The organism is Streptomyces sp. NBC_01320, assembly GCF_035974375.1.
GTDB classification, from domain to species: domain Bacteria; phylum Actinomycetota; class Actinomycetes; order Streptomycetales; family Streptomycetaceae; genus Streptomyces; species Streptomyces yanii.
In genome coordinates, this window is the sequence record NZ_CP108390.1 from 4,015,429 (window position 1) to 4,039,939 (window position 24,511).

12 protein-coding genes are annotated in these 24,511 nt (G+C 69.5%); 5 read left to right on the top strand and 7 right to left on the bottom strand.

All coding sequences use genetic code 11. The annotated features are described in order from the left end of the window. Position 1: 1 nt before the first annotated feature. The gene (locus OG395_RS18230) at positions 2 to 8,572 is read right to left on the bottom strand and encodes a golvesin C-terminal-like domain-containing protein (RefSeq protein ID WP_327243924.1); all 8,571 of its coding nucleotides are present in this window, start codon (positions 8,570 to 8,572) and stop codon (positions 2 to 4) included. Between the two features lie 315 nt (positions 8,573 to 8,887). Between OG395_RS18230 and OG395_RS18235 the strand changes: the two genes are divergently transcribed. After that, on the top strand, positions 8,888 to 9,436 hold the full coding sequence (locus OG395_RS18235; protein WP_327243925.1) for a hypothetical protein: 549 nt from the start codon (positions 8,888 to 8,890) through the stop codon (positions 9,434 to 9,436). Between the two features lie 341 nt (positions 9,437 to 9,777). Here OG395_RS18235 and OG395_RS18240 read toward each other — a convergent pair whose 3' ends face one another. Continuing rightward, on the bottom strand, positions 9,778 to 10,797 hold the full coding sequence (locus tag OG395_RS18240) for an aldo/keto reductase (protein WP_327243926.1): 1,020 nt from the start codon (positions 10,795 to 10,797) through the stop codon (positions 9,778 to 9,780). Between the two features lie 28 nt (positions 10,798 to 10,825). Next, the gene (locus tag OG395_RS18245) at positions 10,826 to 11,722 is read right to left on the bottom strand and encodes a helix-turn-helix transcriptional regulator (protein ID WP_327243927.1); all 897 of its coding nucleotides are present in this window, start codon (positions 11,720 to 11,722) and stop codon (positions 10,826 to 10,828) included. 243 nt (positions 11,723 to 11,965) lie between these two features. Between OG395_RS18245 and OG395_RS18250 the strand changes: the two genes are divergently transcribed. The 4 genes from OG395_RS18250 to OG395_RS18265 all read left to right on the top strand — a co-directional run bounded on the left by OG395_RS18250 (position 11,966) and on the right by OG395_RS18265 (position 20,248). Then, on the top strand, positions 11,966 to 13,501 hold the full coding sequence (locus tag OG395_RS18250) for an MFS transporter (RefSeq protein ID WP_327243928.1): 1,536 nt from the start codon (positions 11,966 to 11,968) through the stop codon (positions 13,499 to 13,501). A gap of 355 nt (positions 13,502 to 13,856) precedes the next feature. Further along, on the top strand, positions 13,857 to 16,061 hold the full coding sequence (locus OG395_RS18255) for a plasmid pRiA4b ORF-3 family protein (protein ID WP_327243929.1): 2,205 nt from the start codon (positions 13,857 to 13,859) through the stop codon (positions 16,059 to 16,061). 117 nt (positions 16,062 to 16,178) lie between these two features. Next, positions 16,179 to 19,007, top strand: coding sequence for a DEAD/DEAH box helicase (locus OG395_RS18260; RefSeq protein ID WP_327243930.1), 2,829 nt, complete (start codon positions 16,179 to 16,181; stop codon positions 19,005 to 19,007). After that, positions 19,004 to 20,248 carry an SWIM zinc finger family protein gene (locus OG395_RS18265; RefSeq protein WP_327243931.1) on the top strand — a complete coding sequence of 415 codons (1,245 nt, stop codon included), beginning with the start codon at positions 19,004 to 19,006 and terminating at the stop codon, positions 20,246 to 20,248. Before OG395_RS18260 ends, OG395_RS18265 begins: the two co-directional genes overlap by 4 nt. A gap of 43 nt (positions 20,249 to 20,291) precedes the next feature. On the opposite strand, the gene OG395_RS18270 is transcribed toward OG395_RS18265, so the two are convergent. The 4 genes from OG395_RS18270 to allE form a co-directional block, all read right to left on the bottom strand. Further along, positions 20,292 to 20,603 (bottom strand): chondroitinase family protein, encoded by a 312-nt coding sequence (locus OG395_RS18270; RefSeq protein ID WP_442818573.1) that lies wholly within the window; start codon positions 20,601 to 20,603, stop codon positions 20,292 to 20,294. A gap of 251 nt (positions 20,604 to 20,854) precedes the next feature. Continuing rightward, positions 20,855 to 22,282: an amidohydrolase family protein gene (locus OG395_RS18275; protein WP_327243933.1), complete on the bottom strand. Its 1,428-nt coding sequence runs from the start codon at positions 22,280 to 22,282 to the stop codon at positions 20,855 to 20,857. Further along, complete coding sequence (locus tag OG395_RS18280) at positions 22,279 to 23,733, bottom strand: M20/M25/M40 family metallo-hydrolase (protein ID WP_327243934.1); 1,455 nt, start codon at positions 23,731 to 23,733, stop codon at positions 22,279 to 22,281. Before OG395_RS18280 ends, OG395_RS18275 begins: the two co-directional genes overlap by 4 nt. After that, on the bottom strand, positions 23,720 to 24,499 hold the full coding sequence (gene allE, locus OG395_RS18285) for a (S)-ureidoglycine aminohydrolase (RefSeq protein ID WP_327243935.1): 780 nt from the start codon (positions 24,497 to 24,499) through the stop codon (positions 23,720 to 23,722). Before allE ends, OG395_RS18280 begins: the two co-directional genes overlap by 14 nt. Positions 24,500 to 24,511: the final 12 nt, after the last annotated feature.

Below are 24,511 nucleotides of genomic sequence, written 5' to 3' on the forward strand. Positions count from 1 at the left end.
TCTAGCACGTCGAACCGATGCCGGTCTGGGAGTTGATCGCAGTACACGAGAAAGTGTCCACGATATCTCCCTGGGGTCCGTATGCGGTCATTCCCACCTGAACGAGTGTAGGAACAGCCGAATGCGGGTCACCGTAGATGGGAACGACCGACATGAACAGTTTATTGTCGCCCGTCAAGTGCTTCCAGCCGAAGGATTCAACCTTGCTGGCCATCCTCGCATTCGCCCTGCCGTGCAGAGCGACCAGGTTTCGGACGTCCTGGCCAGTGCCCTTGCCCCAATAACCTATCAGGTGGCCGGCCTGCGGGTTCCCGCCTCCTGCCGCGATTTCTCCCATTCCGTCCGGCTGGACGGACGGTTCGCATTCGGGGCACTTGGGCAGACCGCCCGCCCCGGTGCGCGACCTGCGGTCGGCCTTGGTGAGGAACGCATAGGCGCCGGTCGCCCTGCAGCCCTTGTTCCCCTGGTGGTCCGTGTACTCCTCAAGGCCGCCGTAGACCCGTCCTCCGTCGATCAGAGGCATCGTGTCGCACGTGGGGTTGTTGGTGTCGGTGGTCCGCGGCGCGGGCCTGGGCTGGGGGCCCGGCGACGGCTGGGGGGTGGGACCCGGACGCGGTTCGTCGGACGAATCGCTGGAGCCGGCCTCGTCCGCGGACGGCATCAGCATGCTGCCCAGGGCCGTCCCCGCGTCCGCGAGGTTCTGCTGACCCTGCGGTGTTGCCGCGTACAGCGCCGCGCCGAGTGCTGCCGCCGCCCAGTAGATGGCCGGGATCGCGAAGACGAAGTGGCCGTCCAACTCGACGAGGCTGGTGGGGTTTCCGCCGGAGAAGGCGTAGCGGTTGCTGGTGTACGGGTCCGCGCCCAGGCTCATGTCGGCGAGGGCGCCGTTGTACATGTCCCGGGTGGTGAAGCGGTTGAGCCCCGGGTTGTAGTCGCGGAAGCCCATGTCGTACGTGCCGGACTGGGCGTCCCAGCGCTTGGCGTTGTACCGGTAGGGGTTGTACTCCTCCTTGTCCGGCTGACCGGCCTCGGGCTTGTCGATGCCGGTGAACTCGGCGGCGTCGTTGTTGCCGTAGGCGGTGTAGCCGTAGGTGGCCTTGGTGTCGCCGTTCTTGTCCGTCAGGGTCTCGACGTCGGTGTGGCTGTTGTAGCCGTAGTAGCCGTCCTCGGTCGTCCCGTCGGTGTTGTGCTTGGTCTGCGAGAGCCGCTCGCCCCACGGGCTGTACTGGAACGACTTGGTCAGCGCGCCGGCGACCTTCTCGTCGAGGACCTCGCCGGACAGGCCCAGGTACTCGAAGTCGGTGGTCTTGCCGTCCGCCGTCTTCGACGCGGTGCGGTCCAGCGGGTCGAAGGTGTACGTCGTCGACTTCATCGCGCCGCCGGCGTCCATCTTCTGGGACTCCACGACGTGGTCGAAGCCGTCGTACACGCTCCGCTCGATGACCTTGCCGCCGGAGGTGACCGACTGCTGACGGCCGAAGGGGTCGTAGGCGTATCCGGCGCTGACGCCTGACGTCGTCGCGGTCAGCAGCCTGTTCCGGTCGTACTGGAACGTGGTGGTCGCGCCCTTGACGGTCTGACTGACGACGTTGGCGTTGTCGTCGTGGAGGTACGTCTCCGTACCGGCGCCGTTGCCCGTCTTGACCGACTTGGTGAGCCGGTCGGCCGGGTCGTAGGTGAGGTCGGTCGTGGAGTCGAGGTACGCCGCGCGATTGTCGGCGTTCATCTTCTTCGCGACGTCCTGCGACTTGTTGCCATTGGCGTCGTAGGCGTAGGTGTGGGAGGCGACCAGCGTGGTGCCGTCCGCCTTCTTCTCCGTCGTCGACTTCAGCGCGGCGTCGAGGTAGTAGGTGTAGTCGACGGTGTTGCCGTTGTCCTTGGTCTCCTTCAGCTTCTGGCCGCGGTCCGTGTAGGTGTACGCGGTGACCTTGGGGTCGCTGTCCGTCGCGGACTTGCCGACGGACACCGTCTTGACCTTCTCCCGCAGGTCGTAGGTGTACTTGGAGAACTGGCTGGGGTGGGTGACCGTCTCCGACTGTCCGTTGGCGTCGTACGTGTACGACGTCGCCTTCTTCTCGACGCCGGACAGCGACTCCGTCACCTTCTGGACCTGGTTGAGGCCGGTGTAGGCGATGGCGTAGGCGTCGGCCTTCGTCCCGGACGACGTGTCGTCGATCGACGTCAGGTTGCCGTTGACGTCGTAGGCGTAGTTGAAGGTCCGCTTCTCGTTGTCGGTCTCCGCGGAGTTGTCACGGACCAGCTTGATCCCGTCCGCGACCACGACGCCGGCGCTGTTCTGCTCCAGCTTCAGCTTGGTGTCCTCGCCCTGCTTGAGGGCGTAGTCGCCGAGGCTGACCCAGGTGCCGGTAGCGGCGTTCTGGTCCTTGGTGACCACCGGTTCGGTGGTCGTGCCGTGGACAAGGGTGTACTTCGCGGTCGTGGCGGCTCCGGTCACCTTCGGGTACTTCACGTACGCGGTGTACGTGCCGTCCTTGGGGATGTCGAGCGACCATGTGAAGGCGTCCGTGCCCGTGCCGGCCGCGTGGGTGCGGTGGTCGTAGCCCTGCTGCCCGGTGATGTCCCCGGTGGCCCAGGTACCCGTGGAGGAGGTGTGCTGGGTGTCGGAGTTGTCCACCAGGACCACCGACTTGCCCACCGGAACACCGTCGTCGGAACGGGACTTGACCTTGCCGTCGGGATAGAACGACCACGTCATCGTGCGGTTGGAGGAGCCGCCCGCCGACGTCAGCGTCCTGGCCGTCTGCTGGCCCAGGGGGTTGTAGTCGTAGGTGGTGGCGATGTCCCACGGGTCCGTGGAGCTCTTCGTCCAGCCGTTGTCGAAGTAGTCGAACGTCGCGGTGTTGCGGACCGTCTGCCCCTCCGAGGGCGGCATCGAGGTCTTCGCGACCCGGCCCACGGCGTCGTACTCGGTCTCGGTGTAGACGTTGGGGTCGTTGTGGCGGGTGTCCGCCGGGTCGTACGGCTGGTACTGGCGCTTGGGCCGGTTCAGCGCGTCGTACTCGGTGCGGGCGGTGAACGCCGTGGTCGTCCCCGCCTCGACGGCACGCGGGGTGATCACCTTGGTGGTGTTGCCGACCTGGTCGTACTCGTACCGGGTCGTGCGGTAGACGATCGGCGAGGTGCCGCTGCGCGGCACCTTGATCTCGGTCTGCTTGCCGCGCTCGTCGTAGCTGACGAGCGTGGTGTTGTTCTCGGCGTCCGTCGTGGAGACGACCAGGTTGTCCTTGTCGTAGGCCTTCTTGGTGGTCTTGCCGGCGGCGTCCGTGACCTTGGTGACCCGGTGGTTCAGGTCGAAGGCGGACAGGTTGGTGTAGTCGGCCGTGTCGGCCGTGGCGTTCTTCTTCGGGTCGACGACCTTGGTGGTGTTGCCGACATCGTCGTACTCGTAGCTGACCTTGTCCCCGTTCGCGTTGACGACGGAGGTGAGCTGATAGATCTCGTTGTAGGAGTTGGTCGTGACGAAGTCCGTCGCGTCCGCCGTGGTGAGCGTGCCCTTCGGCTCGGTCGTCGTCCTTAGGTTGCCGACCTTGTCGTAGGTGTACGTCGTCTTCCGCTCGTCCGACGTCGTGGTGTACTTCGGCTCGGTCGCCGAGGTCATCTGGTCGGCCGCGTCGTACACCGCGGTGGACACCGCGCCGTTGGGCGCCGTCGACGTGGTGACGTTGTCGTTGGCGTCGTACACGGGAGCCGGAGCGGTGATCACGTCACCTGCGGCCTGGTCCTTGGGTTCGGTCTTGACCAGCGGGCGACCGTAGACGTCGTACGTCTGCGTGGTCTTCTTGCCCAGCGCGTCGGTGACCTCGGTGACCTGGCCGCGCTCGTCGTAGACGAACGTCGACGACTTGTTCAACGCGTCCGTCATCGTCCTCGGGAAGCCCGTGGGCCCGAAGTCGCTGTTCGTGTCCGCGTTGCCGTTGGCGTCGGTCGCCTTGGTCAGCTGGCCGTAGGAGTCGTACTCGTACGAGGTGGTGTAGTCACCCGCCGTCGTGGTGGCGACGCCCTTGGGGTCGGTGACCGTCTTCAGGTTGCCGAAGGTGTCGTAGCCGAACTGCCACTTCCGGCCCTCCGGTGAGGTCTTGGTGAAGAGATCGGCCGAGTAGCCGTCGGCACGGGTCTGGTACGCGTACCGCGTGGAGTTCGCCGGGTAGGTGCCCGGGGCGCACTCGCTCTGGGTCGGCACGCCCGCCTTGTTGTTCTCCGCGTCGCGCTTCCAGAGCGGGTAGCCCGTCTTCTGGTCGTAGCAGTACGCGGTCTTGGCGCCGTTGCTCTCCTCCGTGTACGTGACGTTGTTGTCCGCGTCCCACGACAGCTTCATCGCTTGCGACTTGGCGTTCGTCGACTGGACTGCGCGGCCGAAGTCGTCGGTCACGTAGTCGGAGGCACGCGACTCGGCGTCGGTGACCTTGGTGTCGGTGAACTTGGCGTTGCCGGCGTCCACCGCGTACGCGAAGCCCGTGGTGCCCTGCAGACGGTCGGTGACCGTCTTCGTCCACCAGTGGTACTTCGGGTCGTCCCCGGTCTGCGGGAAGTTGTACGCCAGCGATGTGGCGTTGCCGCGCGGGTCGGTGGCCTTGACGAGCTTGACGTTCTTGTTGCCCTGGGTGGCGTCGTACTCGAAGCCGAAGACCTTCGGCTGGGAGGACCCGGCGCCGTCGGTGATCTTGGTGAGCAGGCCCTTGTCGGAGTACTCGAAGGTGACCTTGCGGCCCGAGATGTCGGTCATCGACTTGATGTGGTCGATGATCTTCGGGTTGTTGCTGTCGGCCTTGGAGTAGTAGTCGGCCGTCAGCGACTGCCGGCCGGTCGGGTCGGTGATGTACTTGAGGAACTTCGTCGGCTTGTTGTTCGACTTCCGTTCCTCGTAGGTGTACGTCTGAGTGTTGCCGTTCTTCTCGACGATCGACGTCATGTAGCCGTCGCAGCCGAACACGAACCGGGTCCCGTCGGGACGGGTCATCGTCCAGGCGTCGGGGATCGGGTCCTTGAGCGGGGTGCAGTCCAGACCGGGCTTGGCGGCCAGCTTGTAGTGGACGCCCGCCGGCGCCTTCCAGGAGCCGTCGGGCTGCTCGCGGAAGACGTGGGTGGTGCCGTCGCCGTCCGGGAGCCTGATCTCGGTCGGGTCCGGCTTGGGGTGGAACTCCAGCGGCGCGCCGAGCCGGATGGGTCCGGCGGCCTGGAAGGACCAACCGGGGCCGGAGACCGTGTCGGAGGTGTCGAGGCTGTTGTACGCGAACCGGGCGAACGTGGTGACACCGCGGCCGGGGTTGGTGAAGGCGTTGTACTGCCAAACACTGTTGCCGGACGCCAGGTTGTTCATGATGGTCGAGCCGGCACCGGTGTTCTTGCCCGTGTAGACGTAGAACTTCTCCATGCCGAGCTGGTTGGAGGTCGGGTCCTCCACCGCCACGTTCTGCTTCAGGCCCGGGATGCCCGCGGTGCCCGAGGTCCAGGTGCCGGTCGTCTTGTTGTAGACGTCCCAGGTCAGGACGTAGTCGGTGCGCTTGTTGCCGTTGTCCGAGTTGATCGGCGTCTTCACCTGCGCCTGCAGGCTGACGGAGCCACCGGGCGCGACGTTGGACGGCAGCGCCGTCTGGACCTGGTTCCCGCCGTTGGTGACGTCCGTGCCGTCCGGCAGGGCCCACTTGTAGGTGAGGACCTGGTCGGCGGCGTTCCACGTCGACGCGGTGGTGTTGGTGAGGGTGAAGTCGACCGTGTAGTCGGTGTTCGGGGTCATCCGCGCCGGGGTCTGGGGCGCGTAGTACGTCGACTCGGTGGTGGAGTCGATGTACGTGACCACGATCCTGGGCTGGAGCCTCGGCTCGGTGCCCTCGGAGGACAGGAACAGGGTCCGCTCCTGTGAGGCCGCCTCGTCGGCCATCTTGAGAACCACGCCCTGCTGGGAGGCCGGGGTGGTCACCCAGGACTGGGCGAGCGAGGTGACGTTCCAGTCGTGCCGGGCCGGGTCGTTGGTCTTCGCCCCGGTGTCGCCCGCCACGGCGCCGAAGTCACCGCCCGGGGTGGTCCAGTTGGTGCTCGCGTTGGCCTTGACCCAGGTCGCGGTGGCCTCGTCGAAGTCCCGCGTCAGCGGGCGCAGCTCGTAGATCGCGCCGGTGGTGTCCTGGGCGGTCTGCGTGCTCCACAGTCGTACGTTCGCGTCCAGGACCCGGGCCGTGGCGGGGATGCCGAGGGCCGGGAACTTCAGCAGGGCGCGGGTGTCGCCGTAGGTCGCGGAGTTGTTGCCGACCGACAGCCAGTTCTTCGGGCCGCCGTCGTCGATCGTGTCGTGCGTGAGCGTCGTGCGGGCCGAGGACAGGGTGGTGTCCTGAGTCGCGGTCAGCACCTTCGTTGTGCGCCCCGCTTTCGGCAGCCGTACCAGCTGCGTCGGAGCACCGACGACCTGCCCGTCCTTCGTCTTGACCGCAACCATGTAGTAGTACGCGCGGCCGAACGGATCGGCGTCGTCCGCCTTCGTCGGCACGCCCGTGGTGTCCGTGAACGACGTCACCGTGGACGCGACGGGCGAGACGAGCGTGGCGGCGGAAGGGGTGAAGGTCTGGTTGATGGAGCGGTGGACCTGGTACTCGACGATGTCGTCGCCGGTGTTGATCGGGTCCCGGTCCTGGTACGCGGACCAGCTCAGCTCCGCGCCCGTGTCGTGAATCGTGGTCGGAGCCGCGAGGTCCACGCCCTGCCGGCCGAAGGTCAGTACCAGCTTGGGATAGTTGGCGGTCTCGCCGCCGTACCCGAACTCGCTGCCCTCGTACCGCGGACCGCCCTTCGGGCCGTTGGCGCTCTCGTCGCCGGCCTTGATGACGAAGCCGTTGTTGGCGTTCGTGCCGTCGATCCAGGACTGGACGGTCTTGGTCACCGGGAAGGTGTGCCAGGTGTTCAGCTCACCGGGCGCCTTGGTTACCACGCCGCCCTTGGTGAAGCGGACCGCGTCCGCGATCACCGAGGTCGTCGTCGACGCCGGGCCGTCACCGAGGACGACCTTGCCCAGGGTGCCCGCCTTGAACGGGTGGGACCCCAGCGTCTTCCACACGCCCGCCGCGCCGGCCTGCTGGTCGACCGTGTACGCCTTGCTGCCGCCGTCGTACGTGACGGTGTACGGCGCGCTCGTGGCGCGGTCCGAGGCCGGGACGTAGTGCGTCTCGACCTGATAGGTGCCGTCCTCCGGGAGGCTCGGCTGCCAGGTGTACGTGTCGCCCGCGACCGAGTCCTTGTTGTACAGGTAGTCCTGGTTGACCGCGTACTGCGTGTACGCGGTGTTCCCCGACGCCGGCCAGGCGCCGACGGCGGCCGTCCGCCCGGCGTCGCCGTCGTCCACCACGACCGCCGTGCCCGAGAGCTCGCCGGTGATCGTGTTGGCGCTGTTCCAGGTGGCCTGCTCCTCGGTCCACGCCTGCGTGGCGCGGTGCGCCTCCAGCTGGACCTCGGTGTCACCCGTGGTGTGCGTCTGGTCGTAGTACAGCTTCAGATCGGCCGCGTCCAGCTTGGTGCCGGCCGGGACGCCCGTCAGCGGGAACCGCAGCAGAGCGCGGGAGGCGCCGGTGCTGGTGTTGCCGACCGACAGCCGCCAGTTGTCGTTGTAATTCGTCCCCGGGCCGTCCGAGGAGATCATCACGTCCTGCGCCGTCGTCGGCGTCGGCGCGATCGAGATCGTGGGATCGACCATGACCGGGTACTGGCGCTCCGGCGCGGCCAGCCACTTCGCATCCGGCGTGACCGTCAGCTTCCAGCCCTTGCCGGCCCTGGTCAGCTTCTGGGTGACCTGCTTGCTGTACGCGAACCCGTACGGCGACCGGGCGTCCTTCTTCGCGTCTGTCATGAACGCGGCCGGGATCACCAGGACCGGATTCGCGGCCTCGCCATAGAAGGAGACCGAGCCGTCCTTGCCCGCCTTCGGCGTCAGCCCGCCCGCATCCAACGTGAACGTGAACGACACCGGACGGTCCGGCCGCTCGGCCAGGACGATGTTCTCCTTCACCCGGCCCGGACCGACCTGGTACGAAAGATCCGCACCACGGACCGCGTCCTTGTACGTGACCGTGTCGCCCTTGGCGACCGGTGCGAGCCTGCCCGCACCCTCGAGACCCAGGGTCACCGCATGCCCGTCACCGGACTCGAAGCGGAGCAGCCTGTCGGCGTCCGACCCGAACCAACTACTGGCAGTATTCGTCGTGTTGGCGAAGGCGAAGCCCTTGATGTCGGCCGGGGTGACCGTCGGGTCGATGTCCTTCCACGACTTCCCCGCCCGATACCCGGTCGGCACCGCCGACACCTCGGCCTGCACCCGGCCGTCGGACAGCTTCCAGTACCGGGCGTTCGCCGTGCGACTGCCCGTCAGTTCCGCAATGCGCTTCGCCTTGCCGGCCGGCTTGCCCTTCGGCAACTTCTCCCGGCTCGGCAACACCGGAGTCCCACCGGTCTGCGGCGACTCGGGCCTGTCCGACTCACCCTCGTCTTCCGAGAACCAGCCCGCGAAGGTATCGACAATACCCTCGCCACTGTCACTGGAAACCGGTGCCGCATAAGCGACTTGTGGAAGCATGGTCCCGGCGACCGCCGAAACCACAAGGCAGGCTATCGCCCGCCCATATCTCACTCTCACGCCATTCCCCTCTTCGGCACCCGTCCCGCACCAGGCGAAAAGGGCGCACCGACGCGCCGGCGCGGACACTCCGTCGCCGGTCGCGGTAGACCTGACCTCGACCGGAGCACCTCAAGGCATGCCAAACCAGGCCACCTTCCGCATACGGGAAAGTGACCTCGCAGAGGTGTGCCGATCACGGCGGGGGGATTCTCAATGCGGAGTTGATGCCTCGTCAACCGATAAGGCATTCAGGGCATTTCGCTGACCGGATCGATGTCGATTGAGGTCGCCTTGCCCGACTTCTCCGCCGCCTGGCATCCGTCGAATCCGATGGTGTATAAGCCCAGGCGAATTCACCTCGACAGAAAGCGCGGCCATGCCGAAGAACCGGCCAGACCGGACGAGTCCGAAACTCCGGACACCACAAGGGTTTCCGAGACCCCGGGCGACCGCCGTATCGACCGCGGCGGCGTCGCCGTCGCCGCTGTGACCTACGAGGCACTCGGCAATGGCTCGGCCGACATCTCCTCCCGCGGGGCCGACAGCGACACGGCGGACGCCGTCGCGAACGCCGACTTGCCGTGGAGGAAGACCGTGAGCGTTCCGCTCGGCGCCTCCCCGATCGTCAACGTCACTCTCGGCGAAAAGGGCGGCACGGCACCACCCCCGAAGCGTCCGCAGCCGCCGAAGGAGCTCAGCGACCCCGCGCCTCTTCGACCCCACCATGGGGCTGATCACGCGATCAGTCGACTGACATCCCGCCAGAACAAGCGTCATTGGAGCGTCACGAGCGTCGCTTCAGCGTCAAGATATCGCCCGTAACGCCCACAGCGGAGATAACGCACACTCCCTGAACCAGCAGGTCAGACGCCCTTTACGGCCGGCTCCAGGATCGCGACGCACTCCACATGATGCGTCATCGGGAACTCGTCACCCCGAGAGAGTTCGATAAAATCGCAGGTCAGAGCAGGTTTATCGGCTCCCCGAGCAATCATCGGGCGCGTGGAGCGTCAGATGAGCGTCACGCGGAGCAGTGGTAACGCTTGCTGCGGGAGGCGTGACACCCCGCTGCCCCGGGTGCAGGGTCGGGGATCCGAAGCACTCGCACGGGAGCCGACGCGTCGAGCGGGTCGACCGCCCGGGACCTGCCGAGCCGACTCGCGTCACCGCCGCCGCTGGTCGGCGCGCAGCTCGAAGTCGCCGTAGCTGTTGTCGACCGGGTTGACCGTGACCCCGGGGGCGACGATCTCGTCGATGGCGTCGAGCACGTCGGCCGACAGCGTGACATCGGCGGCGGGCAGGAACGCCTCCAACTGTTCCATGGTGCGGGGCCCGATGATCGCCGAGGTGACGCCGGGATGGTTGATGACGAAGGCGACGGCGAGCTCGATGAGTGAGAGGCCGGCCTTCTCCGCCAGGACGGCGAGTTGTTCGACGGCGTCGAGCTTGCGCTGGTTGGCGGGGGTGCTCGTGTCGAAGCGGGCCTGGGGGCGGGCCGCAGAGGCGGGCCCCCCGGTGGCGTGCTTGCGGTAGCGGCCGGAGAGCCAGCCTCCGGAGAGCGGACTGTAGGTGAGAGTGCCCATGCCATGGCGGCGCACGGTGGGAAGCACGTCCTCCTCGATGCCGCGGACCAGGATCGAGTACGGCGGCTGCTCGGTCACGAACCGCTCCAGGTTCCGCTCGCGCGAGACCCACTGGGCCTCGACGATCTGGGAGCCGGAGTAGGACGAGGATCCGATGTAACGGATTTTGCCCTGGTGGACGAGGTCGGACAGCGCACCGAGGGTTTCCGAGACGTCTGTGTCGGGGCTGGGACGATGGACCTGGTAGAGGTCGATGTGGTCGGTGCCGAGCCGCCGCAGGGAGTTCTCGACCTCGCGGATGATCCAACGCCGCGAGCCGCCACGCTGGTTGGGGTCGTCCTGGTCCATCGGCATGAAGAACTTGGTCGCCAGGAACACGTCCTCGCGGCAGTCCTTCAGGGCCTTGCCGACGATCTCCTCCGAGACGCCGGCGGAGTACACGTCCGCGGTGTCGACGAAGTTGATGCCCGCGTCGAGGGCGCGGTGGATGATCCGGATCGAGTCCGCCTCGTCCTCGTTGCCCCAGGGGCCGAACATCATCGCGCCCAGGCAGAGCGGGCTGACCTGGACGCCGATGCGGCCGAGCGGTCGGTACTGCATGAAGTGGTTCTCCTCGATCGTGTGGTGGTCAGTCGTTCAAGGTGGGGACCACGGTGCCGGAACTCGCCCAGCCGGCGAGCAGGCCCAGGGCCTCCCGCTCCCGCGAGTCCGGTTCGGGGGTGTAGAAGTTGAGGCGCAGGCCGGGGTCGGCCGGGAGGTCCATCGCCTCGTAGGGCAGCGCGAGATCGCCGACCATCGGGTGGTGGAGGTGCTTGACGCCGGAGCGGTGGAACTTCACGTCGTAGCGGGCCCACCGGCGTGCGAAGTCGTCGCTCTTGGTCGTCAGCTCTCCGATCAGGTCGGTGAGCGCCTTGTCGTGGGGCGCCCGGCCCGTCTCGGTGCGCAGGAAGGCGACCGCGTCGTTGGCTCCTTTTTCCCAGTCGATCCAGAATTCCTGGCTGGCCGGGTCGAGGAACATGAACCGGGCGCTGTTGACCGGGCCGCGCCGGGCGAACAGCGGTGACTCGAAGACGGGCGCGTACAGCGCCCTCCCCAGGGTGTTGGCGGCCAGGATGTCGAAGCGCGCGTTGCGCACGTAGGCCGGCACGTCGGTCATCGAGTCGAGCAGCCGCAGGATCGTGGGCCGCACCCGGGACGCTGTCACCGTGGGGCGTCGGCCCGACGGCGTCGCCGCGCGGGCGAGGTCGTAGAGGTGGGTGCGTTCGGCCTCGTCGAGCTGGAGCGCGTGTGCGAGGGAGTCGAGCACCGAGTCGGAGGCGCCGGTGAGATTCCCCCGCTCGAGCCGGATGTAGTAGTCCACGCTCATGCCCGCGAGCAGGGCGACCTCCTCGCGGCGAAGGCCGGCGACACGACGGTTCCCGCCGTAGACCGGCAGCCCTGCCTGCTCCGGGGTGATCCGGGCCCGCCGGGTACTCGGGAACTCGCGGACCTCGGCGGCCAGAGTCTTCCTGTCACCGTCAGCCATGCTCAGGCCCCGGAGCTTTTGCGGTGGCGGCGAGGGCGTACATGCGGTGGCTCCTTCTGATCGTCGTGATTCCTGTGCCGGTCTCCTCACGGTAGGTCCGTCGGCGAGTGCCTGCGAGGTACTGCCATTACCTGGAAGAGCAGTGACTCCCACCTGCGCGCCGAGGCGCGGTTCTCTGGAAAAGGCCGAGGTCCCGGCCGACCACGACCGGGCCCGAACCAGAGAGCGACCTGAAGGAGCACCGTGCGCACAGCGTCTTTGTCCGGAACCGGCGAGGTCCACGCCGGGCGTACAGCCGCCTCGGGCCCTCGAGGAGCCACCGGAGCGCCAGGTGATCTGACGGTCACCGCACCGCGCCCGGCGGCGCAGCCGCACAGGGCTCCGGTCCACGCGACACTGATCCTTGCGATCATCTGCGTCAGCTATTTCATGGTCATCCTGGACAACTCGATCGTGTTCACCGGGCTGCCGCAGATCCGGTCCGACATGGGTTTCTCCGAGACAGGGCTGTCCTGGATCACCAACGCCTACGTCCTGGTCTTCGGCGGGTTGCTGCTCCTGGGCGCCCGGGCCGGTGACCTGTTCGGACACCGCAGGGTGTTCCTCTTTTCCTTGATCGTCTTCTCGCTGACCTCGCTCCTGGTCGGAGCCGCGCAAAGCCAGTGGTGGCTGATCGGCGCACGGGCGCTGCAAGGCGTCGGGGCCGCGGTTCTGGCTCCCTCCGCGCTGTCGCTGCTCACGCGCAGCTTCCCCGAAGGCCCGGCCCGGAACCGGGCGATGGCCGCCTACAGCGCCGTCGCCGGTCTCGGCGCCGCTCTCGGCCTGGTCGTCGGAGGGCTGGTCGCGGATCTGATCTCGTGGCGGGCCGGGTTCTTCCTGAACGTGCCGGTCGGCATCGTGATGATGGTGCTGGCGGTGCGGTTCCTGCCCGAGACCGACCGCGGACGGGGCCGCTTCGATGTTCCCGGCGCGCTGCTGGCGACGCTGGGCTCGACCGTTCTGGTCCTTGGCATCGTCGATGCGTCCGACCTCGGCTGGGCCGTCCCGGCCACGCTGATTCCGCTAGTGGTGGGCGCGGTGATGCTGGGCCTGTTCGTCCGGGTGGAGCGGCGGGCCCCGCAGCCGATCGTGCCGCTGCGACTGTTCGCGAGCCGAGAGCGCAGCGGCGCCTACGTCACCCGGATGCTCTACATGGGCGCGATGATGGGGTTTTTCTTCTTCACCGCGCAGTTCGTGCAGAGCGTCTATCACTGGACGCCGCTGCAGGCAGGTCTCGCCTTCCTGCCGATGACGCTGGTCAACTTCGTCCTCGCGGTCCAGGTGCCGCGGCTGCTGGAGCGCCACAAGGCCCGTACCGACCTCGGTCGCGACTTCGGCGCCACCGACGTCATCGCCGAACGCGGCGACGAGGGCATCGCCAAGGTCCGCGACCTCACCGGCGGCCACGGCACCCGCGCCGTCCTGGAGGCTGTCGGCCACATGCCGGCCTACGAGATGGCCCTCGGCGCCGTCCGCCCCGGCGGCGTCATCAGCCGCGTCGGTGTCCCCCAGTACGAGGACGCCCCCGTCGGCTTCGACAGCCTCTTCGGCCCGAACGTCACCCTCACCGGCGGCCCGGCCCCCGTCCGCGCCTACATCGAGCAACTGCTGCCCGCCGTCCTGGAGGGCACCGTCGACCCCGGCCGCGTCTTCGACCGCGCCCTCACCCTGGAGCAAACCTCCGACGGCTACCGCGCCATGGACCAGCGCGAAGCCCTCAAGGTCCTCCTCACCCCGTGACACCCGGAGCAGTGCGGCGACGACAGCGCAATCGCCTGTGCACGGGCGCGCATCCACTCCTGAAATGCCTTCACCGTGTCCGGGTCCAAAAGCCCTACGGGCACGCAGTGCAGCAGCCGTGGCCGGTAGGGCCATGTGCTCCCGAGCGCCCGCGCTGCCCGCGAACGGTCGCGAGGACACAGGATATCCACTGCGGGCGACGGCGGGGCCGTGTCTGCCCAAAAGGACGGTAGCCGCCACAACCGGGTTTGAGCTGGCACGCGGACAGCGCCATGATGGGGCCGTTCGAGTGTCCCCGGAGCGGTGGGAGCGGCAGATGTGGCGAGACGGGAAGACAGCCCCGTCCGATCTCCAGTTGAAGATCGTGCTGCACAGTACGAAACCGCCCCTGTGGCGGCGCCTTGTGCTGCCGTCCGACACGTCACTCGGGACGCTGCACGACGCCATCCAGGTCGCCTTCGGATGGCACGGTGGCCATCTGCACCTCTTCACCGACGAGTTCGGCCGGGGGTACGGCGACACGGCGCGACTCACCGACATCGATCTCGGCTTCGGCCGCGGGGTCGGCGACGAGGACGCCACCGCGCTCGGCGACGTGCTGGCCGAGGAGGGAGCACGGCTGCGCTACGTCTACGACTTCGGCGACGACTGGGAGCACGGGATCACGCTGGAGAAGACACTGCCCCGCCCGGACGGCGCGGAGCGGGCGGTGCGCTGCGTCGGCGGGCGTCGTGCCGATGTACCGGCCGAGGACATCGGCGGCGTCTGGGGGCTGGCCGAGGTGCTGGAGTTCCTCGACACCCCGGATGGGGCCGGGGATGGCCCGTACGGTGAGCTCGTCGCCGAACTGCGGGCGGCCGGTTACGATCCGGCGGCCTTCGACCGGGACGGGATCACCGCGCGGCTGGCCCGGTTGACGCCGGACACGGTGTCCGGCAGAGCGAAGCCGTCGGCCGGTGATCGGGCCGGGCGCGGCGGTGTCCGTCAGCTGACCGCCGAGGACGTGGCGTTGTGTACCTGCGGGCAGTGCGGGGTGGGCGATCCGGTCGATGCCGGAGTCGACGGACCGGCCGAGGATGTGCCTGTGCTGCGCCCGGTGACCCTGGCACCGCAGGAGGACCTTGCCGCTGCCGTGCGGGGTGTTCCGCTCTTCGACGCGGCGCTGCGGCTCGCCGCCTGGTGCCGCGAGGGACGGCAGGTCACCGCCGGCCGGGTGCTGCGGCCCGCGCTCGCCCGTGAGGCTGTCGAGGAGCTCCAGCTGTGGAAGCTGGCCGGCGACGAGTCGCCGTATGCCGATGCCGTCGCGCGGGCTCGTGCGTTGAAATCGCTGCGCAGCGCCAAGGACGTTTCCGTACTCGATGATCCGTGGTGGCTCGCCGTGGATGGCGGGTTGATCACGATCAGCGGGGGCCGCGCATGGGGTGGCGTGGCAACCGACTTCACCGGTGAGGACCTTCCGGAGTTCTGGGCCGCCACTATGGGCGATCTGCTGGAGGAGATCGGTGAGACGGGGATGCTGGACGGGTGGCACGGTGAGCTGGGCGAGCTGACGGCCGAGATCGCCGACTCACTGGTCGGCCTGCTGTACGACGCCCCGGACGACGCCTGGGTGGATGTCGACGACCTGCGTGCGAAGGCCCGCGAGGTGGGCGAGAACGGGCCGGAGTTCGATCTCTTCCAGGCGCTGTTCGCGGCGTCCTTCCACGAGCTCGGGGAAGGGCTCGCCCTGCTGGGTGCGGTGGAGTACGAGCCCGGTGACGGCGGCGATTCGGCCGAGGAGACTCTGCGCACACTCCTGAACTCCATGTTCGGACAGGAGCTGGGCGGCGGTTCAGGAACCTCGACGGCGGCGTCGGATCGGTCGTGGGACGACAAGCGCGGGCACCGCATGCGGCTCACCCCGCTCGGCCGCTACGGGCTCCGCGCCTATCTGATGGAGTGCGGTGTGCCCGCGCCCCTGCTCGGTGAGTACGCCGAAGCCGACGCCGGCGCTCTGCTCCAGGGGCTCCTGGGCTACTCCCCCGAGGAGATGCGCCGGGAGGTCGAAGGGTGGCTGGCACACCGTACGGCGGCGGATGCCGCGGTAGGGCTGCTCGACGCATGCGCGGGAGACGGTTCCGAGGCAGCGGCGAAGCGTGCCGTGGCCCAACTGGTGCTGGCCGACCTCGACGACCCCCGGGCACGGCGCGTGCTGCGCAAGGCGGCGGACTCCGACGTCGAGGGGTGCCGCCAGGTGGCCACCGCGACCCTGGGCGCACACCCTGGGGCAGACGCACACATGGACCCGGCGCGGGCGGAGGAGGCCGGATTGTGGCTGCTCATCGACGGACTGTCGATCCTCGCCGGTGCTCAGGAGAACGAGGAGCTGACCCAGGGCTTCCTGGAGAACTGGAACACGGCGCCGGAGGCGCTCGAACAGCGGGTGGACGAGCTGTGGCGAGTGGAGCACCCAGCCACCCCCCTGGTGCTCGCCGAACTGGGTGAGGGCCTGCGCGGCGTCGACAAGCGGCTGGCCAAACGCATGCGTACCGCGGCGATCAAGGCCCACTCCCGCAGGTGACAACAGGGTCGGAACCTGCTGGTGGACGAAGGCGCGGTGAAGACCGCCTGGACGACGGTGAGGCGAAAGAGAGTGGCACGAGTCCTCGTACGGGAACAGGGCACAGGAACGAGGGGCGTGCCGCGATGGGCCACACCGGAGTCGGCTGCCTGGGCGCGGAGTCGGCTCGACGACGGCTGGGCGGCGGTGTTCCTGCCCGGCGAGCCCGCCCGCCTCGGCCGATTGCTGCTCTGGCAGCCCGCAGGGGCAGCCACTGCCGAGAGCATGGCACCCGCGGTCGTCGAGCCTGAGGCGGCGGAGCTCGTGCTGCCGCACGGCCGCTCGGTCAGACGGCGCAAGGTGGAGGGCTACGCACTGCCCGTCGCCCTCGCTGTTGCCGCGCTGTCCGGGGCACAGCCGCCGCACCCGTCCGCCGCCGCCTGGCAATCCGCCGCCCGCTTGGCGCTGCGACTGCTCGCCGACGGCCGCCTCCACCCGGCCCTCACCGACGCCGGCTACGACACCTGGAGGGCGGGCCCCTTCACCGCCGCCCAGCGGCAGACACTGGACGCCCTCGCCGCCGCGTTCCCGCCACACGCCCACTGCCTACCCGAGCCCGGGCCCGCGCCGCTGCGGATCGCCGAACCGGCCGCGCTGGTACGCCAGTTCTGCGACGCGGTCGCCGACGAACTGGTCCGTGCTCCCGCCGCTCCGCTCGCCATGGGAGCCCTGCCGTACGCCTGGCGAGAGACGCGTGCGGTGCCCGCGCTGCGCGAGTGGGCCGAGGAGACGGCCGCCGCGTTCACCGCCGACGTCAGGGTCTCGTTGCGGGTCGACGTACCCGAGGGGCGGCGTCGGCAGTTCCGGGCCGTCCTGCAGTTGCACACCGCGGCGGATCCGGCGCTCGTCGTGGAGGCCGCACGACTGTGGAGCGAGCCGATCGAGACCGAGCGCCTGCTCGGCCCGCGCTCCGAGACCGAGACGCTGCTCGCACTGCGCCGTGGCGCCCGCGTCTGGCCGCCGCTCGACCGGCTGCTGAAAGACGCCGCTCCGGACCAGCTGCGGCTGACCGACGACGAAGCCTTCGACCTGCTGGGCGACGCGACCGACACGTTGCGCGCCGCCGGTATCGACGTGCACTGGCCGCGCGAGCTGGTCAAGGCACTCACCGCGACCGCGGAGATCGGGCAGCGCACCGCGCCCGGCTCCAGCGCGGGCGGCATGCTCGACGCCGACACCCTCCTCGACTTCCGCTGGCAGCTCTCGCTCGGCGGGGAACCGCTCACCGAGGCCGAGATGGACGCCCTCGCCGAGGCACGCCGCCCCCTCGTCCGGCTGCGCGACCAGTGGGTGGTCGCGGACCCGAAGCTGGTGGCCCGCGCCAGGCGCCGCCGGATGGAACCGCTCACCCCCATGGAGGCGCTCGGCGCCGCGCTGACCGGCGAGGTGGAACGGGACGGGGAAACTTTTCGCTGTGCGGCGGTCGGGGCGCTCGGCGACCTCGTCGCCCGCATCCGCGACCCCGAATCCCGCACCCCCGCCGCCCAGCCCGCCGCTCTGAAGGCCACGCTGCGCGACTACCAGAAGCGGGGCCTGGCCTGGCTGGCCGAAATGTGCGAGCTCGGTCTCGGCGGCTGTCTCGCCGACGACATGGGCCTGGGCAAGACCGTCACCCTGCTCGCTCTGCACCTGCACCGCCAGACCGACCCCGCGACCGCGGGGCCCACGCTCGTCGTCTGCCCCACCTCGCTGCTGGGCAACTGGCAGCGCGAGGCGGCCCGGTTCGCGCCGGCCACGCCGGTGCGCCGGTACCACGGGGGCGACCGCCACCTCGCGGACCTCGCCGACGACGAGATCGTCCTGGTCACTTACGGCGTCCTGCGCCGCGACCGGGAGACCCTCGCCGAGAACGCCTGGTCGCTGATCGCCGCCGACGAGGCCCAGCACGTCAAGAACCCCTACGCCGTCACTGCCCGCGAGCTCCGTGCCCTGCCCGCCCGCGCCCGCGTCGCGCTCACCGGCACCCCCGTGGAGAACAACCTCTCCGAACTCTGGGCACTCCTCGACTGGACCACCCCCGGACTCCTCGGCCCACTCAACGCCTTCCGTGAGCGCCACGCCCGTGCGATCGAGTCGGGCGAGGACCCGCAGGCCGCCGAACGGCTGTCCCGTCTCGTCCGCCCGTTCCTGCTGCGCCGAAGGAAGTCCGATCCGGGCATCGCGCCCGAACTGCCCGCCAAGACCGAGACCGACCGCGTCGTCCCACTGACTGCCGAGCAGGCAAGCCTGTACGAGGCGGTGGTCCGCGAAACCATGGCGAAAATCGCCGAATCCGAGGGCATCGCCCGCCGCGGCCTGATCCTGAAGCTCCTCACCGCGCTGAAGCAGATCTGCAACCACCCCGCCCAGTACCTGCGCCAGTCCACACCGCTGCACAGCCGCTCCGGCAAACTCGACCTCCTCGACGAGCTGGTCGACACCATCACCGCCGAAGGCGAGTCGGCGCTGGTCTTCACCCAGTACAAGCAGATGGCGACCCTGCTGGAGAGGCACCTCGCGGAACGAGGCGTCCCCACCCTCTTCCTGCACGGCGGCACCCCCGTCACCGCGCGCGAGGAGATGGTGGACCGCTTCCAGCGCGGCGAGGTGCCTGTGTTCCTGCTCTCCCTGAAAGCCGCGGGCACCGGCCTCAACCTCACCCGCGCCACCCATGTCGTGCACTACGACCGCTGGTGGAACCCGGCCGTCGAGGACCAGGCCACCGACCGCGCCTACCGCATCGGGCAGGACAGACCCGTACAGGTCCACAAACTCCTCGCGGAGGGGACCGTGGAGGACAAGGTGGCGAAGCTGCTCGAATCCAAGCGTGCGCTCGCCGACGCCGTGGTCGGATCCGGTGAGGGCGCTCTGACCGAACTGTCCGACGACGATCTCGCCGAACTGGTCGCCCTGGGGAGGCAGTCATGAGCCCCTCGGTCCCCGGCCCGCGCCGCGCGCCCACCCGCGGCAGGCGTGCCTTCGCCGCGACCTGGTGGGGCCAGGCATGGGTAACGGCCCTTGAGGACTCCACCCTGGACTCGGGGCGCCTGTCCCGCGGACGCACCTACGCCCGCCAGGGCATGGTCGGGCCCGTCACCATCGCCCCCGGCCAGGTCAAAGCCGCCGTCCAGGGCAGCAGGCCCCGTCCCTACCGCTCCGCCGTCCACCTGCCCGTCCTCACCGACGCCCAGTGGGACACCCTCCTCGACACCATCGCGGCCCGGGCCGGGCATCTCGCCGCACTCCTCGACGGCGAGATGCCCGCCGAACTCGTCGACGACGCCCGCCACGCCGGCGTACCCCTGCTCCCGCAGCCCACCGAACTCGACCCCGAATGTTCCTGCCCCGACTGGGGCTACCCCTGCAAACACGCCGCCGCGCTCTGCTACGCCATCGCCGCGACCATCGACGCCGACCCCTTCATGGTGTTCGCCCTGCGCGGCCGCGGACGGGAGGAAGTCCTCGCCCAGCTGCGCGCCCGCCGTACGGCCGCCCAGGCGACCTCCACCCCACCGTCCCCAGCCGGCGTACCGGCCGCGGGCACCTACGCAGCCTGGGCCGCACTGGCCGAACACTCTCCGCCCCTTCCCGAACTCCCCGAACCGGCGCCCCACACCGCCGCGCTGCCCGCCGCCCCGCCACCCGGCACCGGTCTGTCCACCGCGGACCTCGAACGCCTCATGGCGGACACCGCCACACGCGCCGCACAGGTACTCAAGGGTGACACCACCAGCCTGCATCTGTCCCAGCACGAGGACGCGACACGGATCGCCGCGAGCAACTGCGGCCCCGAGTGGTTCCACCACCTCATCGAGAACACCGGTGCCAAACCGACCGCGTTCGTCCGCCTCACCCGCGCCTGGCGGTATGGCGGCCCAACCGGCATCACCGTCGCCGAACAGCCCCACACCCCCGACCCGACGGCGATGACAGCCGCCCGCACCGCCCTGACCGAGGCCCTCGCCGAAATGACCACCACCCCGGTCGCCCTCAGGACCTGGCGCAACCGCCTCACGCTCACCGACCACCGCATCCAGCTGCGCCTGGGCCCTGACACTCGCTGGCACCCCTACCTCCAGCATGACGACGGCGACTGGTGGCCGGCGGCGCCGGCCGATCCGGACCCCGTCACGGCGCTCACCTCCGTCTGGCAGCAGACCGAGAGGTGACACGTAGGAGAGACCCGTGAACCAACCGCCTCAGCCCACAGGTTCACGATTCCCGATTTCCGTCACCCGGTACCGTCCGCCAAGGGGCTGTGTCCGCTTCGCCTGTAGTGGCTGATGCGGGCCCGGGCCTGCGGTGCGCGATGATACGGACGGTGTCCATGGCGGGGTGCGGACGGCCGTGCATGTCGTACGCGTAGCGCACCCAGGCGGTACGCCGACCGGTGAAGTCCAGCCGGAACTCGAACCAGCAGTCGTGCGGCTCCCCCGCCCGAACTCGAAGCGCACGGCGTCGTCGATGCCGGTGGGCGTCTCGTTGTAGATCCACACCGAGAAGGAGTCGACGGCTCCCTGCCATGCCCGGTCGTCGAGCGGCTTCGGCTCGTACGGGTCGTGGGCCCGGGCGAGCTCGGCGTCGACGGTGATCACGGAGCGCCGCCTGTTCGTAGAGCCACCTGCTAGACGCCGCCCATGCCTCCGAGTGCCACGCCCGCACGTACCGAGAAAGGGCTTGACCTGGGCAAGACCCCCCATGAAACTGCCCAGCAATCAGCGCAAACGCCTTTGCAGTTCCAAACGTTGAGGCGCTTGTCCCGCAGAGCAACGGGGTCAGCCCGTCCGCGTGTCCGGCGTGCCCTGGTGGTATCGCTGCTGCCAGCGATCGCCCTCCCGCATCCAAATGGAGCTGCGGTGCACCACGCCGAGGGCATCCTCGGTGCGGAACCGGATGTGTGCGACGCCCGGGGCGAGCTCCACGACCCGGTCGAAGGTCACGCCCTGCACCTGGTCCGGGATGGTGTTGAGGACGCGGATCACCTCCTCGCGCTCCCAATACTTTCCGGTGCGCCCGATCTCGTAGAAGTCATGGTGGATCAGCTGCTCGAGCCGGCCGACGTCATTGCGCACCTCGGCACTGAGGAGCGAAGACTCGAGGCGGATGACCTCCTCGCGGAGATCCACCGTGGCCGACGCGCCGTCCGTCGCGGATCCCGATTCGCGATGCGGACCGCACGACCGTGGGTGCACGGTCTCCGCGGAGTGACCCGTCGCGGTCGGCCCGGACTGAATTGTGCGGAAAAGGTGTTCGGCGGTCTCGCCCAGTGTGTGGGGGTTCAGGTCCGCCTGTTTCAGGGTTGGGATCGGGTCTGCCACTCCCGTGCCGTACGGGGCGTCCGTGCCCAGGAGGAGATGGGGCTCGCTGAAGGTTTCTTTGAGGTAGCGGAGGGCGGGGGCGGTGTGGACCACCGTGTCGCACCAGACCCGGTCCAGGTAGGCGCTCGGGGGGCGGTGAGCGCGGGTGCGGAGGTCGGCGCGGTAGTGCCAGTTGTTGTCCAGGCGGGGCAGGAGCTGGGCTAGGACACCTCCGCCGTGGGCCAGGACAAGTCGCAGGCGTGGATGGCAGTCCAGGGTGCCGGAGGCGGCAAGGCGAGCGTAGGCGAGGGCCGTGTCCAGGGGGGCGCCGACCGAGTTGTGCATGAACAGGTCCGGGTCGCGCAGGGGACCGCAGTAGGACGGGTGCAGGGACAGCGGGACGTCCAGGTTCTCGCACGCCGCGAACAGCGGGGCGAGGCCCGCGCGGTCGAGAGGGCGGCCCGCGACCGGGCCCGTGGTGATCTGCGCGCCCGCGAGACCGAGGCGGGTGACCGCCCGCTCCAGTTCGGCCGCCGCGTCCTCGGGGCGGCCCACGGGCAAGGTCGCGAGGCCGGTCAGCCGGCCGGCCGCCGCCGCGCTGCCCACGTGTGCGGCGAGCGCGTCGTTCGCCGCGCGGGCGTACTGCGTCGCTTCCGGTCCCGTACCGAGGGCGTACGCGTGCGGGGTCAGGGAGACCACGGCGCGGTCCACGCCCTGCCGGTCCATGCGGGCGAGTGCGGCGGCCGGGTCGGTCAGTTCCGGGTAGTGGGCGGGCAGGCGTTCGCCGGTGGGTGAGAGCAGGTGGCCGTCCTCCGTGGTGCGCAGGCCCGCCGCGAGCGCCGGCGGCCAGTCGCCGGCGAGCACCCGCGAGGGCAGCATGTGGGCGTGGACGTCGACGACGGTCATCTGGCCCCCTTCGACGGGACGCGGCGCGTCCACCCCGTGGCCTCGCCCTCGGCCAGGCGGCGCAGCACCTCCGCGCTGGTCTTGATGCCGTTCCTGAACCACTCCAGGGAGAAGTGCTCCTTCGAGGAGTGCTCCTGGAGGTCGGGCTGGCCGTACGGGACGAGAAGGCAGGGCAGTCCGGCGTGCTCGACGAACGCGCCGAAGACGCCTCCTCCGCCGATCGACGGGATCACCGCCGCCTCCCGGCCCCACACGGCGCCGAGCGCGGCGCGGGCCGTGGTGACGAGCGGGTGGGTGTCGGGGATCGAGGAGGGCGGGCAGTCCGCAAGGACGCTGAAGGTGATGTCGTCCCAGCCGCGGCGGTCCAGGTGACGGCGGATCAGTCCGGCGATGCGCGCCGGGCTCTGGCCGGGCATGAGGGCGATGTCGACCTTGGCAGTCGCCCGGGTCGGCACCGCCATCTTCAGGCCCTCGCCGATGTACCCGGCCTCGATGCCGCAGACGCAGATGCGCGGCGAGAAGAACATCGCGTCCACCGGGTCGGGCGTGGTGTAGGCGCGGACGCCCAGGTCCTCGGCCGGGGGGAGGAAGGTGTCGGGGAGGGCTGCCGCCGCGGCCCGTACCGACTCCGCCACCGGTTCGATGTCGTCGTGGAAGCCGTCGACGAGGATGCGTCCGTCCGCGTCGGTCAGGGACGCGAGCGCCCGGGTGAGTCGGTCCGCCGGGTTCGGCAGGATGCCGCCGTAGCTCGCCGAGTGCCACTCCTGGGGGCTGCCCTCGGAGCTGAACTCCAGGTAGAGCGCGCCCCGTACGCCGAGGAACAGCGCCGGCTGCCACAGGCCCAGCGTGGAGGCGTCGGAGGTGTAGAGGGCGTCGGCGGTGAACCGTTCCGGGTGCTCGGCGATGAAGCGGCGGGTGTTCAGGGAGCCCGTCTCGTCCTCGCCGTCGAGCATCAGGTCGAGCCGCAACGGCGGCGGGGCGCCGGTGACGTCGGTCCAGGCGGCGAGAGCGCACAGATGGGCGAGGAGCTGGCCCTTGCTGTCGCCCACTCCCCTGCCCCACAGCGCCCCGTCGTGGACGGTGGGCTCGAACGGCGGGAACGGCCAGTCGGCGGGGTCGCCGGCGGGCACGACGTCGTAGTGGCCGTAGACCAGCAGGTGCGGGGCGTCCTCGGCGGCGTGTTCGCCGAGGGTCGCCCAGACGATGGGGCTGCCGCCGGTCTCCAGGATCTCGGAGTCGACACCGAACCGCTTGAGGATGCCGGTGAGGAGCGCCGCGCACTCGCGTACGCCCTCACCGGTGACGCTGACGCTGGGCTGTGCGGCGAGTTCGACGAGCCAGGACAGGAATTCGTCGGCGCGTTCGTCGATCCTCGCCCACAGCGCGTCGCGCAGCGCGGTCCCGGTCGGCACCGGGCCCGCTGCGTCGGTGGTGTGCTCAGAAGCCGTCACGGTTGATGTCCTTGTAGAGCAGGTAGGCGGCGGTGCCGGGGCCCGTCGGGTAGAAGTACTGGGGGCAGTACGGGGCCATGTAGATGAAGTCCTCGGTCTCGACCTCCATGATGTCGCCGTCGAGGTGGTACAGCCCGGAGCCCTTCAACATCCACAGGCCGTGCTCCTCGTCATGGACCTCGACCTTCGGGAAGACGGCGCCCGGCTCGAAGGACAGCACGCTCATCGAGAAGTCGTAGGGCGCGTCCACGGGCAGCAGTTCGGCGCGGCTGATCCCGGCGACAGAGCCGGGCCGGTACTCGGTGTCGCCGAGCTTGCCGCTGACCGGCTCCGGGGCGGGCACGCCGGGCCAGGGCTGGTGCTCCTGCTTGATCCACAGCAGCCGGGCCGGGGTCGCGGTGTCATTGCGCAGCTCGAAGCCGGTCCCGGTGGGCAGGAACGTGAACCCCTGCTCGGCGAGGTCGTGCTTGGCGCCGCCGGCCACGACGTGCGCCGAGCCGTCGAGGCCGAGCAGGAAGTGCTCGTGCTCGGCACCTGTCACGGCTGAGGTGCCGCCGCCCGGCTCGACCTCCAGCAGGTACCAGCCGAACCGGGCGCGGTGCAGCCGCGGCGTTGCCAGCTTCTTCACGATCACTCCGTCGAAGCCGGGCAGCCGACTCGGGAACTGGTTCGCGGGGGTGAGCAAGTGGTACGCGTCGGTGCGGCGCCCCCGGGAGACGGACACCGTGGTCGGCGGAGCGTAGGGACGGTCGGGGGCGGTGGTCATGTGACTTCTCTC